At 69.3% G+C, this 13,769-nt stretch carries 16 protein-coding genes; all 16 read left to right on the forward strand.

Annotated elements, in window-relative coordinates:
* Positions 1 to 28 precede the first annotated feature (28 nt).
* Positions 29 to 283, forward strand: coding sequence for a DNA-directed RNA polymerase subunit omega (gene rpoZ, locus ASC55_RS02145; protein ID WP_017204385.1), 255 nt, complete (start codon positions 29 to 31; stop codon positions 281 to 283).
* A gap of 88 nt (positions 284 to 371) precedes the next feature.
* Positions 372 to 1,565, forward strand: coding sequence for a methionine adenosyltransferase (gene metK, locus ASC55_RS02150; protein WP_055872498.1), 1,194 nt, complete (start codon positions 372 to 374; stop codon positions 1,563 to 1,565).
* 16 nt (positions 1,566 to 1,581) lie between these two features.
* Positions 1,582 to 3,540, forward strand: coding sequence for a hypothetical protein (locus ASC55_RS02155; protein WP_055872499.1), 1,959 nt, complete (start codon positions 1,582 to 1,584; stop codon positions 3,538 to 3,540).
* An 18-nt stretch (positions 3,541 to 3,558) separates the two neighbouring features.
* Positions 3,559 to 4,479: a methionyl-tRNA formyltransferase gene (fmt, locus tag ASC55_RS02160; protein ID WP_055872500.1), complete on the forward strand. Its 921-nt coding sequence runs from the start codon at positions 3,559 to 3,561 to the stop codon at positions 4,477 to 4,479.
* On the forward strand, positions 4,476 to 5,975 hold the full coding sequence (locus tag ASC55_RS02165) for a transcription antitermination factor NusB (protein WP_235563071.1): 1,500 nt from the start codon (positions 4,476 to 4,478) through the stop codon (positions 5,973 to 5,975). The genes fmt and ASC55_RS02165 overlap by 4 nt, the downstream gene beginning before the upstream one ends.
* A 4-nt stretch (positions 5,976 to 5,979) precedes the next feature.
* Positions 5,980 to 6,660 carry a ribulose-phosphate 3-epimerase gene (gene rpe, locus ASC55_RS02170; protein ID WP_055872501.1) on the forward strand — a complete coding sequence of 227 codons (681 nt, stop codon included), beginning with the start codon at positions 5,980 to 5,982 and terminating at the stop codon, positions 6,658 to 6,660.
* Positions 6,657 to 6,920, forward strand: a complete 264-nt coding sequence (locus ASC55_RS02175; RefSeq protein ID WP_017830573.1) for a phosphoribosyl-ATP diphosphatase — start codon at positions 6,657 to 6,659, stop codon at positions 6,918 to 6,920. Before rpe ends, ASC55_RS02175 begins: the two co-directional genes overlap by 4 nt.
* 38 nt (positions 6,921 to 6,958) lie before the next feature.
* Positions 6,959 to 7,801 carry an ATP phosphoribosyltransferase gene (gene hisG, locus ASC55_RS02180; RefSeq protein WP_055872502.1) on the forward strand — a complete coding sequence of 281 codons (843 nt, stop codon included), beginning with the start codon at positions 6,959 to 6,961 and terminating at the stop codon, positions 7,799 to 7,801.
* Entirely contained in the window at positions 7,801 to 8,562 is a 762-nt protein-coding gene (gene hisF / locus ASC55_RS02185) for an imidazole glycerol phosphate synthase subunit HisF (protein ID WP_055868143.1), read from the forward strand. Before hisG ends, hisF begins: the two co-directional genes overlap by 1 nt.
* Complete coding sequence (gene hisI / locus ASC55_RS02190; protein ID WP_200935129.1) at positions 8,559 to 8,939, forward strand: phosphoribosyl-AMP cyclohydrolase; 381 nt, start codon at positions 8,559 to 8,561, stop codon at positions 8,937 to 8,939. The genes hisF and hisI overlap by 4 nt, the downstream gene beginning before the upstream one ends.
* A complete protein-coding gene (locus tag ASC55_RS02195) occupies positions 8,936 to 9,523 on the forward strand; it encodes a Trp biosynthesis-associated membrane protein (RefSeq protein ID WP_055872503.1) in 588 nt (195 codons plus the stop codon). Before hisI ends, ASC55_RS02195 begins: the two co-directional genes overlap by 4 nt.
* Positions 9,524 to 9,570: 47 nt before the next feature.
* Entirely contained in the window at positions 9,571 to 9,801 is a 231-nt protein-coding gene (locus ASC55_RS02200; RefSeq protein ID WP_017830578.1) for an HGxxPAAW family protein, read from the forward strand.
* 2 nt (positions 9,802 to 9,803) lie between these two features.
* Positions 9,804 to 10,574: an indole-3-glycerol phosphate synthase TrpC gene (gene trpC / locus ASC55_RS02205; RefSeq protein ID WP_174799579.1), complete on the forward strand. Its 771-nt coding sequence runs from the start codon at positions 9,804 to 9,806 to the stop codon at positions 10,572 to 10,574.
* Positions 10,574 to 11,842 (forward strand): tryptophan synthase subunit beta, encoded by a 1,269-nt coding sequence (gene trpB / locus ASC55_RS02210; protein ID WP_055872504.1) that lies wholly within the window; start codon positions 10,574 to 10,576, stop codon positions 11,840 to 11,842. The genes trpC and trpB overlap by 1 nt, the downstream gene beginning before the upstream one ends.
* On the forward strand, positions 11,839 to 12,642 hold the full coding sequence (gene trpA / locus ASC55_RS02215; protein ID WP_055872505.1) for a tryptophan synthase subunit alpha: 804 nt from the start codon (positions 11,839 to 11,841) through the stop codon (positions 12,640 to 12,642). The genes trpB and trpA overlap by 4 nt, the downstream gene beginning before the upstream one ends.
* A 10-nt stretch (positions 12,643 to 12,652) precedes the next feature.
* Entirely contained in the window at positions 12,653 to 13,678 is a 1,026-nt protein-coding gene (lgt, locus tag ASC55_RS02220; protein WP_055868158.1) for a prolipoprotein diacylglyceryl transferase, read from the forward strand.
* Positions 13,679 to 13,769 lie beyond the last annotated feature (91 nt).

Below are 13,769 nucleotides of genomic sequence, written 5' to 3' on the forward strand. Positions count from 1 at the left end.
TCCCGTCGCCTGATCAGGAGGTCTCACCATGGCCGGACACAACAACGGCATCATCGATCCCCCCATCGACAACCTGCTCGACCGCGTCGACTCGAAGTACGAGCTCGTCATCTACGCCGCCAAGCGCGCGCGTCAGATCAACGACTACTACTCCGACCTGCACGAGGGAAACCTCTTCGACAACGTCGGCCCGCTCGTGGACTCCTCGGTCGAGGACAAGCCGCTCACCATCGCGCTGCACGAGATCAACGAGGACAAGCTCCGCCTTCGTCACGCAGAGTGATATTCGAGACCGCGTCTCCCGTACGTCGGAGGCGCGGTCCAGAATGGGTGCAATACCCTCCATCCGTCCGTCCCGTTCTGGAGTACCGATGAGCGCCCTGCGTCTGTTCACGTCCGAGTCCGTCACCGAAGGGCACCCGGACAAGATCTGCGATCAGATCTCCGACAGCATCCTCGACGGCCTCATCGCGAAGGACAAGGGTTCCCGTGTCGCCGTGGAGACGCTCGTCACCACGGGCCTCGTGCATGTGGCCGGTGAGATCCGCACCGAGGCCTACGTCGACATCCCCACGATCGTGCGCCAGGTCGTGAACGGCATCGGGTACACCTCCAGCGACACCGGGTTCGACGGTTCTTCGTGCGGCGTCAGCGTCTCGGTCGGCGAGCAGTCGACCGACATCGCCCACGGCGTCGACAGTGCCCAGGAGCACCGTGACGGGTCATCGGTCGATCCGCTCGACGCTCTCGGCGCCGGTGACCAGGGCATCATGTTCGGCTTCGCGACGAACGAGACACCGCAGCTCATGCCGATGGCCGCCTGGACCGCCCACCGCCTCGCCGAGCGTCTCACCGAGGTGCGCCGCAGCGGAGCGCTGCCTTTCCTGCGACCCGACGGCAAGACCCAGGTCACGCTCGGCTACGACGGCTTCACACCGAAGACCGTCGATGCGGTCGTGGTCTCGACCCAGCACCACCCCGACATCTCGCAGGAAGAGCTCAAGGCACAGGTCCGTGAGCACGTGATCGACCCGGTGCTCGCGACCACCGGGCTCGACCTCGACGACGTCACCTTCTACATCAATCCCGCGGGTCCCTTCGTCACCGGCGGCCCCAAGGGCGATGCCGGTCTCACCGGCCGCAAGATCATCATCGACACGTACGGCGGGGCCTCCCGCCACGGTGGCGGCGCCTTCAGCGGCAAGGACCCGTCCAAGGTCGACCGCTCGGGTGCCTACGCCACGCGATGGGTGGCGAAGAACGCCGTCGCCGCAGGTCTCGCCGACCGCCTCGAGGTGCAGGTCGCCTATGCGATCGGCGTCGCGCGCCCTGTGGGTCTGTACGTCGAGTCCTTCGGCACGGGCAAGGTGTCGGACGAGGTCATCACGCGCGCGATCAACGAGGTGTTCGATCTTCGTCCGCAGGCGATCATCGAGCAGCTCGACCTGTTGCGCCCGATCTACGCCCAGACGGCCGCCTACGGGCACTTCGGCCGCGAGCTCCCCGACTTCACCTGGGAGCGCACCGACCGCGCCGAAGAGCTGCGCCGCGCTGCCGGGCTCTGATGGGACCGCGGTCCTGATGCCTCCGGAGAGCCGGCGCATCGCGCGCGTGCTCCTCGATTCCCCTCTGCCTCAGCTCGATCGGCTCTTCGACTACGCCCTTCCTGCGCAGTGGGGTGAGGTTCCGCTGGGTGTTCGTGTCCAGGTGCCGCTGCGTACCGCGGGGCGCGTGATCGACGGCTACGTGGTCGACATCGACACCGAGGACGACGCCGACCGGGCGCTGTCCGAGGTCGAGAGCGTGGTGTCCACGGTGCCGGTGCTCCCCGAGCGTCTGCACACCCTCGCGCGTCGCGTCGCGGATCGGGCAGCGGGTTCGGCGTCCGACGTGTTGCGCCTGGTGATCCCCAAGCGTCAGGTGCGCGTGGAGAAGGCCTGGACCGCAGACACGCCGGCCGAGACACCCGATGCGGAGGCGCTCCTCGTCGCAGAGGAGACCGTCGGCCTGTACGACGGCCTCGGCGAGGTGCTCGACTCGGGCGGGCGCGCGGCTGTGGAGGCGATTCCCCAACTCGTCGACGGCATGCAGGGATGGGCCCGCCTGCTGGCCGCGTCGGCCGCTCGCATGCTCGCCGCCGGCAGGTCATCGATCATCGTCGTGCCCGACAGCCGTGACCTGGACCGGCTCCTCGCAGCTCTCGAGTCCCTCGTCCCCGCCGGTGCTGTGGTGCGTCACGATTCCCGGCAGAGCAACCCCGATCGCTATCGCGGCTTCCTCCGCACCCTCGAGGACGCCCCCTGCATCGTGGTGGGAAACCGATCGGCCGTCTACTCTCCCGTCGTGGCGGGACTGGTCGCGATCTGGGACGACGGCGATCCGCTTCTGGGGGAACCGCTGGCCCCGTACGTCAACGCACGAGACGCCGCCCTCCTGCGTCAGGAGCTGGAAGGGTCGGCCCTGCTGTTCGCCGGCCACACGCGGACGACCGATGTCGAACGCCTGGTCGTCCTCGGCTGGCTGCAGGATGTCAGAGCGGCGCGCCGTGTACTTCCTCGCGTCGTCCTCAGCACACCGCAGGAGATGGAGCAGCCGACCGCCCAGCGCATGCCGTCCTCCGCCTTCCTCGCCGCACGCACCGCTTCAGCCGAGGGCCCGGTGCTCGTGCAGGTCTCCCGGCCCGGCTTCTCGCCCTCTCTCGTGTGCGCGGAGTGTCGGGCTCCGGCGCGCTGTGCGCACTGCGGGGGGCCGCTCGGCGCGAAGCACCGTGGTGCCGTGCCGGTGTGCGCCTGGTGCGGCCGGGCCGCCAGCACCTGGTCGTGCCCTTCGTGCTCCTCGACGAAGCTGCGCCTCGCCTCTTCGGGCAGCGAACGCACCGCCGATGAACTGGGTCGCGCGTTTCCCGGCGTTCGGGTGATCGTCGCCGACAGCGCGCACCCGGTGGAGCGCGTCTCGGCGGCACCTGCGCTGGTGGTCGCCACCCGCGGTGCCGAGCCCATCGCCGACGGCGGTTATCGCGCTGTCGTGCTCCTGGACGGCCCGCGCATGCTCCAAGCCCCCGATCTGCGCGTCGCCGAGTCGTGCCTGCGCTGGTGGTCGAACGCGGCAGCACTGGCGGCGCCGGGCGCTCCGATCCACCTGGTCGGCGTCAACGGTGCCGCAGCCAGGGCGCTGGCGACCTGGAACCAGGCGGGCCACGCCAGGGTCGAGCTCGAGAGCCGCGCTCCGCTGCACATGCCGCCGACGACGCGAGTGGCCCTGGTGCAGGGCTCGGCGTCTGCGGTCGCCGGCGCACTGGCCGCGCTGAACGACCTCGCCCTGCCTGCCGATGCGGTGCTCGGCCCTGTCCCCGTCGAGTCCGACGACATCCCGCCGCGGGTCCGCGCTCTGGTGCGATTCGACTACGGCGCGGGGGCGCGCGTCGCGACCGCCCTGCGCGCCGCGGTCGTGGCGGAAGCCGTCAGCGGGCGTCGCCGAAAGGGGCGTGCGACCAAGAGCACGCTCTCCGTCCGCCTCGATATCCTCGAACCAGAGCTCTGACCCTTCCGGAGAACCTTCATGCGCCTCGTCTTCGCCGGCACACCCGCTGCGGCTGTGCCCACCCTTCGCCGTCTCGCGGCATCCCACGACATCGCTGCCGTCGTCACTCGACCGGATGCGCCTCTCGGGCGTCGTCGCGTGCTGACCGCGTCGCCGGTGGCTCAGGCGGCCGAGGAACTGGGGCTCCCGATCATCAAGGCCGCCCGGCTCGACGATGCCGTGACAGCCGAGATCACGGCGCTCGAGGTGGACCTCGGCGTGATCGTGGCCTACGGCGGCCTGGTGCGCGAACCCCTGCTCTCGGCGCCGAGAGCAGGATGGATCAACCTGCACTTCTCGCTGCTGCCCGCCTGGCGCGGAGCGGCACCGGTACAGCGCGCTCTGATCGCCGGAGACGCGGTGCTCGGAGCGAGCGTCTTCCAGCTGGTCGCTGAGCTGGATGCCGGCGATGTGTTCGCGACGCACGCGGTCGCTGTTCCCGAGACCGCGACGGCAGGGGAGGCCCTCGAAGCGCTCGCGTCGGAAGGTGCCGGACTCACCGCAGACGTGGTCTCCTCGATCGCGGACGGCACGGCGCTGGCGGTTCCCCAGGAGGGCGAGCCGACCTTCGCCGCCAAGCTCACCCTCGCCGACGGACTGCTCGACTGGAATCAGCCGCTCGACGCCGTGTTCGCCCGCTTCCGCGGCGTGACCCCCGAGCCGGGAGCACACACGACCGTCGCGGGTCAGCCTCTCAAGGTGCTCGAAGCGGCTCCGGCGCCGGATGCGGAATCGCTCGCTCCCGGGCGTCTCCGGGGCACCAAGACCGTCCTCCACATCGGCACGGGCACCACACCACTCGCCGTCACGCGGGTCCAGCCCGCCGGCAAGGGCGCGATGAACGCGGTCGACTGGTGGCGTGGTCTGCGCGGCGGCGACGAACTGGTGGCCGGAGCATGAGCGACGAAGGGCGGAACCGCCGATCCACGCCATCGAACGGGCGACCGCGTGGCGCGCGAGGTGTGACAGACGGGCGCCGTGGTGGTCAGCGCGGCCCCGTCCGTACCGTGCAGCCCGCCCGACGAGTGGCCTACGACGTGCTGCGCGCGGTTTCGGAGACCGACGCCTACGCGAACCTCGTGCTCCCCACGTCGATCGCTGAGGCGCGACTCACGCCTCAGGATGCGGCTCTCGCCACCGAGCTGACCTACGGCACGCTGAGGCGCCTCGGCACCTATGACGCGATCATCGCCGCCGCGGCGGATCGCTCGCCGGACAGCATCGACCCCGCCGTCCTCGATGCGCTGCGCCTTGCGGTGCATCAGCTGCTCGCCACGCGCGTCGCCTCGCACGCGGCCGTCAACGAGTCCGTGAACCTCGTGGCCACGGAGTCCGGACGAGGGGCGTCGAGTTTCGCGAACGCGGTTCTCCGCAGGATCACCCGTGAATCGGGCGAAGAATGGCAGACGCGCATCGAGCAGCACGCGCGGTCCGACGATGAGCGGCTGGCGCTGCGCGCCGCGCACCCGGTGTGGGTGATCCGCGCTCTGCGCCGTGCTCTCGCGGCGGAGGGCCGTGGCGAGGAGCTGGAGGCGCTCCTCGAGGCCGACAACGCCTCGCCGGATGTGACACTCGTCGCCCTTCCGGGGCTGGCCGAGCCGGGGGAACCCCGCCTTCCCTACGCATCGACGGCCTTCGTGTCTCCCGGGGGCGATCCGCGTCGTGCGGTCGAGGGTTCCGGTGGCACGGTGCGCGTGCAGGACGAGGGATCCCAGCTCGTGGCGCTCGCCCTGGCCGGCGCCGCTCCGATCACCGCCGGCGAGCGCTGGCTCGATCTGTGCGCCGGCCCCGGCGGCAAGACCGCTCTCCTGGCCGCAGTGGCGCACGAGCACGAGGTCACTCTGGAAGCGAACGAGATCGTCCCGGTCCGGGCGCGACTGGTGCGCAAGGCGCTCAGAGCCGTACCCGGCGAGATCGTCGTGCACGAGCAGGACGGGCGTGCACTCGCGTCGGCTCGGCCGGGGGAGTTCGACCGTATCCTCGTCGATGCTCCCTGCACGGGCCTGGGCGCACTGCGCCGTCGCCCTGAGGCGCGGTGGCGGAAGTCTCCGGCCGATGTCGCCGAACTGGTACCGCTCCAGGTGGAGCTGCTCTCGGCGGCCCTTGACGCTCTCGCCCCCGGCGGGATCGTCGCCTACGTCACGTGCTCGCCACACCTCGCCGAGACCACGGGGGTCGTGAAGGAGGTGCTGCGCGACCGCGCGGACATCGTCGAGCTCGACGCCCGTGCGGCGATCGCCGACGTCGCTCGCTCGCCGATCGATCTGGCCGACGAAGGCCGGACGGGTTCGGGTAGTGCTCAGCTCTGGCCGCACCGCCACGGGACGGATGCCATGTTCCTCGCGCTCCTGCAGCGCACCGCAACGGAGAACACTCCATCAGGGAAGGAAGACTAGGACCGTGGAACTGCCTCGCGCCCCGCGCATCAACCCGAGCATCCTCGCCGCCGACTTCGTGAACATGCAGGCGGATCTCGCCCGGATCGTGACCGCTGACTTCGCGCATGTCGACGTGATGGACAATCACTTCGTCCCCAACCTGACGTTCGGTCCGCAGATGGTCGAGCGCATCCAGGCGACCAGCCCGATCCCGCTCGATGTGCACCTCATGATCACGGATCCCGAGCGATGGGCTCCCGAGTACGCGGAGATCGGCGCGGCGAGCGTCACCTTCCATCTCGAGGCCGCGGACGACCCCGTCGCGCTGGCGCGCCGGCTCCGCGAGATCGGCTCTCGGGCCGGAGTCGCGGTGAAGCCCGCGACGCCCGTGGAATCCCTCTACGACGTGCTCGACGAGTTCGATCAGATCCTCGTGATGACCGTCGAACCCGGTTTCGGTGGACAGAGCTTCATGCCGGAGACGATGCCGAAACTTCGCGCTCTCGCCGAGGAGGCGCGTCGGAGAGGATCCCAGATCTGGCTCCAGGTCGACGGGGGCATCTCCGATCGCACCATCGAGATCGCGGCCGCCGCGGGTGCCGACACCTTCGTGGCGGGTTCGGCCGTGTACGGCGCCGATGATGTCGAGGCGGCCGTCACCCGGCTGAGAGACCTCGCCAGAGCCGCTAGCCTGGAAGCGTGAAGACTTTCGACGAGCTGTTCGCCGAGCTCAGCGTCAAGGCCGAGACCCGCCCTGAGGGATCGGGAACGGTCGCCGAGCTCGACGGCGGTGTGCACACGATCGGCAAGAAGATCGTGGAAGAAGCCGCCGAGGTGTGGATGGCTTCCGAGTACGAGTCCGACGAAGCCGCCGCCGAGGAGATCTCGCAGCTGCTCTATCACGTCCAGGTGATGATGCTCGCCAAGGGCATCAGCCTGCAGGACGTCTACCGACATCTGTGATGCGCTCCGTTCCGATCACCTCGAACTGAAAGCACTCCATGCTGCGCATCGCTGTTCCCAACAAGGGCTCGCTCTCCGAGACCGCCGCCGACATGCTCGCCGAGGCGGGCTACGCCGGTCGACGCGACCCCAAGACCCTGCACGTCATCGACGCCGAGAACGACGTCGAGTTCTTCTTCCTCCGGCCCAAGGACATCGCGACCTACGTCGGCTCCGGCGCGATCGATGTGGGCATCACCGGTCGTGATCTCCTGCTCGACGCGCGTATGCCCGGCGCTCGGGAGATCGAAGCGCTCGGCTTCGCCGGCTCCACCTTCCGCTTCGCCGCTCCGACGGGGCGCTACACGGATGTGACCGAGCTCGACGGCCTGCGCATCGCCACGTCGTATCCGGGACTGGTCGACGCGTTCCTCGACGAGCGCGACATCGCGGTCGATCTGGTGCCGCTCGACGGCGCCGTGGAATCCGCGGTCCGCCTCGGCGTCGCCGACGCGGTGGCCGATGTCGTCGAGACCGGAACGACGCTGCGTCAGGCCGGGCTCGAGGTGTTCGGTCCCGTCATCCTGGAGTCGGAGGCCGTGCTCATCGCCGGTCCCGTCGATGCCGAGGGCGCGGAGACGCTCCTTCGCCGCCTTCGCGGTGTGATGGTCGCTCGTCGCTTCGTGATGATCGACTACGACCTGCCCGTCGCTCTCCTGGACGACGCCGTGAAGATCGCCGGCGGCGTCGAGTCTCCGACCGTCTCACCGCTGCGCGACCCCGAGTGGGTGGCGGTGCGGGTGATGGTCGCGCGCTCGCGCGTCAACCCCGTGATGGACGCGCTCTACGCGCTCGGGGCGCGGGCCATCCTGGTCACCGCGATCCACAACGCGAGGCTGTGATGACGCTCGCCAGCCGTGTCATCCCGTGTCTCGACGTGGCCGACGGCCGTGTCGTCAAGGGCGTCAACTTCGAGAATCTCCGCGACATGGGCGATCCCGTCGAACTCGCCCGGCACTATGCCGCGCAGGGTGCGGATGAGATCACCTTCCTCGACGTCACCGCGACCGTGGATGCGCGGGCGACGACCTACGACGTCGTCCAGCGCACGGCGGAACAGGTGTTCGTACCGCTGACCGTCGGCGGGGGAGTGCGCAGCGTCGACGACGTGGCACGTCTGCTCTCCGTCGGCGCCGACAAGATCGGGGTCAACTCGGCTGCGATCGCGCGTCCGGAACTCATCGGCGAGATCGCCGATCGGTTCGGTGCGCAGGTACTCGTGCTGTCCCTCGACGTGAAGCGGGCCCCCACCACGCGTTCGGGCTTCGTGGTGACCACGCACGGGGGCCGTACCCAGACCACCCTCGATGCCCTCGACTGGGCGCGCGAGGCCGCGGAACGCGGTGCCGGCGAACTGCTCGTGAACTCGATCGATGCCGACGGCACGCGTGACGGCTTCGACCTGGAACTCGTCCGCCTGATGCGGGAGGCCGCCTCCGTGCCGGTCATCGCTTCGGGAGGCGCCGGGCGGGCTGCCGACTTCGCTCCGGCGATCAAGGCCGGTGCGGATGCCGTCCTCGCGGCGAGCGTCTTCCACACCGGTGCGCTCACCGTCGGAGACGTCAAGGACGCTCTTCGCGCCGAAGGGGTGCTCGTACGATGACCGACGCAGACATGCAGGCGACTTCCGTGGACGAGCGCATCGCCCAGGTCGCCTTCAACGCCGACGGACTCGCGCCCGTGATCGTGCAGCAGTGGGACACGCACGAGGTGCTCATGCTCGCGTGGGTCGATGTGGAGGCCCTCCGCCGCACGCTCACGTCCGGGCGAGCCACGTACTGGTCGCGCTCGCGTCAGGAGTACTGGCGCAAGGGTGACACGTCCGGTCACATCCAGGTCGTGCGTGAGGCCCGTCTGGACTGCGACGGGGATGCGATCCTGCTCCTCGTGGCGCAGACCGGTCCCGCCTGTCACACCGGAACCCGCACCTGTTTCGACGCCAACGATCTCCAGGCCCTCACCGGGACGGAGCAGTCATGACCTTCGCGCAGCGGGGCCGCTCCCTGTCCGTCTCCGGTTTCCTCCTCGCCGGTGCGATCGGCATCATCTCGTCGACCCAGACATGGCTGACGGTCGAACGCGCCGACGCGGGCGAGGCGATCCTGGTCCCCGGCGCGTCCGCCCTGGTGCTGCTCGCTCCGCTCAGCCTGGCGGTGTTGGCGCTCGGCGCCGCGCTGTCGATCTCCGGCAAGGTCGTCCGTCTGGTGTTCGGCGTGCTCGCGGGGGCGACGGCTCTGTTCCTGGGCTGGTCGACACTCCAGCTGCTGCTCGCCGAGCCCTTCGACGCCGTCGCCGCCACGGTCACCGAGGTGACCGGCCTCGCCGGTGGTGACGCGGTCCGTGAAGTCGTGGTGAGCATCGTGCCCTCGGCCTGGCCTTTCATCGCTCTGGTGGGCTGGGCCCTCCTGCTTCTCTCCTCCGTCGTGGTCCTGATGACCTGGCGTGGGTGGAAGGTCGGAGGCCGGCGTTACCGCACCGACCACGTCGAGGTCGCGCACGATGGCCCCGTCGACGCCGTGGATTCCTGGGACGAGCTGTCCCGGGGAACAGATCCGACCCGTTGACCCCGATAGACTGATTCCGAACTGCACGTCGTCCCCCGGAGGAGAACATGACCAACCCGATCGCCGACCCCGGCCACGGACACTCGCCTGCAGCCTGGACCGCCGTCGTGATCATGCTGGTCGGCGTCGCCGCCGGCACCGTCGCCTTCTGCTTCGAGCAGCCTGCCCTCGTCGTCGCCTCGGTCGCGCTCATCCCGATCGGCGCGATCGTCGGCTGGGTGCTCGCGAAGGCCGGCTACGGCGTGAAGGGTCCGAAGTACGCTCCGAAGGCACACTAATGGTGCTCGCCGACCTGACGGCCGGCGCTGTCGCAGACGCTGAGCGTCGCGCCCTGTCGCGCCCGCTGGCCGCCCTCGAACGAGAAGCGCTCGCGCGCCCCGCAGCCAAGGACGCACTGTCGTTCCTGGCACCGGCGGATCGTGTCAAGATCATCGCCGAGGTCAAGCGGGCGAGCCCGTCCAGGGGAGCTCTCGCAGAGATCCCCGATCCGGCTCTCCAGGCCTCTCTCTACGAGACCGGCGGGGCATCGGCGATCAGCGTGCTCACGGAGGAGCGCCGCTTCGGCGGCAGCCTCGCAGACCTCGAGGCCGTGACGGCCCGGGTGTCGCTTCCGGTGCTGCGCAAGGACTTCATCGCCACCCGCTACCAGGTGCTCGAGGCACGTGCGGCGGGTGCCGACCTCGTCCTGCTGATCGTCGCGGGGCTCGAACCCGACGTTCTGCGCGACCTCTACGGTTTCATCGGCGAGTTGGGCATGACCCCCCTCGTCGAGACGCATTCCGCCGAGGAGCTCGAAGCCGCGATCGACCTGGGTGCACCGCTCATCGGGGTGAACGCGCGCGACCTCAAGACCCTCGAACTCGACCGCGACCTGTTCGGACGCCTGGTCGAGCGCATCCCCGACACGGCGGTGAAGATCGCCGAGTCGGCGGTGCTCACGCCCGCCGATGTCGTGCACTACCGTTCCGCGGGTGCTGACGTCGTCTTGATCGGCGAGGCGCTCGTGACCGGCGACCCCGTCGCCACTCTCAAGAGTTTCCTGGAGGCATGATGAGCCTGCGCGACCAGCACGGCCCCTTCTTCGGTGAGTTCGGCGGGCGTTTCATGCCCGAGTCGCTCATCGCCGCGATCGATGAGCTGACCGCGGCGTACGAGGAGGCGATCGACGATCCGGAGTTCCGGTCCGAGCTGGCGCATCTGCTCAGCTCGTACGCCGGCCGCCCGTCCGCGATCACCGAGGTGCCGCGGTTCGCCGAGCACGCCGGTGGTGCGCGCGTCTTCCTCAAGCGTGAGGATCTGAACCACACGGGCTCGCACAAGATCAACAACGTGCTCGGTCAGGCGCTGCTGACCAAGCGCCTGGGCAAGACCCGTGTGATCGCCGAGACCGGTGCCGGTCAGCACGGCGTCGCGACCGCGACCGCAGCCGCGCTGTTCGGCCTGGACTGCACCATCTACATGGGCGAGGTCGACACCGAGCGTCAGGCGCTCAACGTGGCGCGCATGCGCCTCCTGGGCGCTGAGGTCGTTCCGGTGACCTCAGGTTCGCGCACTCTCAAGGACGCGATCAACGACGCCTATCGCGACTGGGTGGCGTCGGTGGAGACCACCAACTACATCTTCGGCACCGCGGCGGGACCGCACCCGTTCCCCGCGATGGTCCGCGACTTCCAGAAGATCATCGGCGAAGAGGCCCGCGCCCAGCTGCTCGACGAGGTGGGTCGGCTTCCCGACGCGGTCGTGGCCTGCGTCGGCGGTGGATCCAACGCGATCGGCATGTTCGACGCGTTCCTCGACGACGAGGGCGTCAAGCTCTACGGCGTCGAGGCCGCCGGCGACGGCGTCGACACCGACAAGCACGCGGCGTCGATCGAGCGCGGGCGCCCCGGCGTGCTGCACGGCGCGAAGACGTACGTCCTCCAGGATGCGGACGGCCAGACGGTCGAGTCGCACTCGATCTCCGCCGGGCTCGATTACCCGGGCGTCGGTCCGGAGCACTCCTGGCTCGCCGACATCGGTCGGGCCGAGTACATCCCGGCCACCGATGATGAGGCGATGCAGGCACTGCGCCTGCTCAGCCGCACCGAGGGGATCATCCCGGCCATCGAGTCGGCCCACGCCCTCGCCGGCGCTCTGCGCATCGGGCGCGATCTCGGCCCCGATGGACTGATCGCGATCTGCCTGTCGGGCCGAGGCGACAAGGACATGGACACCGCCGCCCGCTACTTCCAGCTCTACGACGAGGCTGCTCTGGCACACGACGTCTCCGCGGAGAGCGAAGAGGAAGAACTGGCCGCGAAGGGGGAGCCGCAGCTATGAGCCGTGTCGAACAGGCGATCCAGCGCGCCCAGGACGCCGGCCGCAGCGCCTTCGTCGGATACCTCCCCGTCGGCTTCCCCGACCTCGAGACGAGCATCCAGGCGGCCATCGCCCTCGCCGAGAACGGCGTCGACATCATCGAGCTCGGCCCGCCCTACAGCGACCCTGTGATGGACGGCGCGATCATTCAGGAGGCGACGACCAAAGCACTGGCCGCGGGCTTCCGGATGGCCGACCTCTTCACCGCGATCCGCGCGATCACCGCGGCCACCGACGTCCCCGTCCTGGTGATGACGTACTGGAACCCGGTGATGCAGTACGGCATCGATCGCTATGCGGACGACTTGCTCGCGGCGGGCGGCGCCGGCCTCATCACTCCCGACATCACGCCCGACGCGGCAGGGGAGTGGATCGCCGCGAGTGAGCGGACGGGCCTGGACCGGGTGTTCCTGGCGGCCCCGACCTCCTCCGACGAGCGTCTCGACCTCGTCGTGAAGTCGTCCACCGGCTTCGTCTACACCGTCTCGACGATGGGCATCACGGGGGAGCGCGCCGAACTCGACCGCGCTGCCCGGACCCTGGTCGGACGTCTGCGTGCGCACGGAGCGCACCGCGCCTGCGTGGGCATCGGCATCTCGACCGCCGAGCAGATCGCCGGGGTGTCGGAGTACGCCGACGGCGCGATCGTCGGCACGGCCCTGGTCCGAGCCCTGCGCGACGGCGGCGTACCCGCTCTCGCCGAAGTCACCCGCAACCTGGCCACCGGCACCGCGTCGGCACGCCCCGATCACGAGAACTAGAATCGCACTCATGTCACTCGCGCTCCACAGCACCTTCACGAACGTGCTCGCCAGCATCCCGAGCCCCACGGTCTCCTATTTCGACCTCGGGCCGATCCGGATCCACTTCTACGCGCTGTGCATCATCGCCGGCATCATCGCCGCCACGTTCCTGACCAACCACCGCCTCACCAAGCGCGGTGCGGAGCCGTGGGTGGTCATCGACATCTCGATCCTCGCGGTGCCGCTGGCGATCATCGGAGCGCGCATCTTCCACGTGCTGACGCACCCGAACGACTACTTCGGCGAGGGGATCAACACCTGGAACCCCTTCCAGCCGGGCTCGGTGTGGGCGATCTGGGAGGGCGGAATCGCGATCTTCGGCGCCCTCATCGGCGGAGCCATCGGCGCGTACCTCGGGTGTCGCTGGACGGGCATCCGCTTCTGGACGTTCGCGGACGCGCTGGCCCCCGGACTGCTGCTGGCTCAGGCCATGGGCCGCTTCGGCAACTGGTTCAACAACGAGCTCTTCGGGCTGCCCACCGATCTGCCGTGGGGTCTGGAGATCCCTTCCACGAACTCGGCCTTCCCTCCGGGCCTCCCCGAGGGCACGCTGTTCCACCCGACCTTCCTCTACGAAGTCCTCTGGAACGGGTTGGGCGTCATCGTGCTGCTCTGGCTCGGGCGCAAGCTCTTCTTCCAGTGGGGCCGTCTGTTCGCGATCTACCTGATCTGGTACAGCGCGGGCCGCATCGTCTGGGAGTCGATCCGCATCGATCCGAGCGAGATCATCCTCGGTCTGCGCAGCAACGTGCTCGCGGCGATCATCGGCGTCCTCGTCGGCCTCGCGATCCTCATCGTGCAGACGCGTCGTCACCCCGGCCTCGAGCCCTCGCCGTACCAGCCGGGCCGCGAACGGAAGGACGCGGGCGCTGATGTACAATCGCAGAACAATCCCTCTGACTTCGTAGACGTGAGCGAGCCTCCGACCGAAGAAGTCACCGCAGGAGCCACCGCCACAAGCACTGCTCCCACGAGCGAGGACGGCTCTCGATAACGCCGCCTCGTGGCGGGAGAACCATTGCACTGAACGAGCGGGCCGACGTCGTCCCCGGGTTTCACTCGAAGATCTGAGGACGGTAACTGGT

The sequence above is a fragment of the Microbacterium sp. Root322 genome, from assembly GCF_001425645.1.
Taxonomy (GTDB): Bacteria; Actinomycetota; Actinomycetes; order Actinomycetales; family Microbacteriaceae; genus Microbacterium; species Microbacterium maritypicum.

Excerpts from the sequence above, each read along its gene's own strand:
- hisF (WP_055868143.1), top strand. The coding sequence starts at position 7,801 with ATGACGCTCGCCAGCCGTGTCATCCCGTGTCTCGACGTGGCCGACGGC.
- hisI (WP_200935129.1), top strand. The coding sequence starts at position 8,559 with ATGACCGACGCAGACATGCAGGCGACTTCCGTGGACGAGCGCATCGCC.
- ASC55_RS02155 (WP_055872499.1), top strand. The coding sequence starts at position 1,582 with ATGCCTCCGGAGAGCCGGCGCATCGCGCGCGTGCTCCTCGATTCCCCT.
- trpA (WP_055872505.1), top strand. The coding sequence starts at position 11,839 with ATGAGCCGTGTCGAACAGGCGATCCAGCGCGCCCAGGACGCCGGCCGC.
- metK (WP_055872498.1), top strand. The coding sequence starts at position 372 with ATGAGCGCCCTGCGTCTGTTCACGTCCGAGTCCGTCACCGAAGGGCAC.
- hisG (WP_055872502.1), top strand. The coding sequence starts at position 6,959 with ATGCTGCGCATCGCTGTTCCCAACAAGGGCTCGCTCTCCGAGACCGCC.
- trpB (WP_055872504.1), top strand. The coding sequence starts at position 10,574 with ATGAGCCTGCGCGACCAGCACGGCCCCTTCTTCGGTGAGTTCGGCGGG.
- fmt (WP_055872500.1), top strand. The coding sequence starts at position 3,559 with ATGCGCCTCGTCTTCGCCGGCACACCCGCTGCGGCTGTGCCCACCCTT.
- ASC55_RS02165 (WP_235563071.1), top strand. The coding sequence starts at position 4,476 with ATGAGCGACGAAGGGCGGAACCGCCGATCCACGCCATCGAACGGGCGA.
- lgt (WP_055868158.1), top strand. The coding sequence starts at position 12,653 with ATGTCACTCGCGCTCCACAGCACCTTCACGAACGTGCTCGCCAGCATC.
- ASC55_RS02195 (WP_055872503.1), top strand. The coding sequence starts at position 8,936 with ATGACCTTCGCGCAGCGGGGCCGCTCCCTGTCCGTCTCCGGTTTCCTC.
- rpoZ (WP_017204385.1), top strand. The coding sequence starts at position 29 with ATGGCCGGACACAACAACGGCATCATCGATCCCCCCATCGACAACCTG.
- ASC55_RS02200 (WP_017830578.1), top strand. The coding sequence starts at position 9,571 with ATGACCAACCCGATCGCCGACCCCGGCCACGGACACTCGCCTGCAGCC.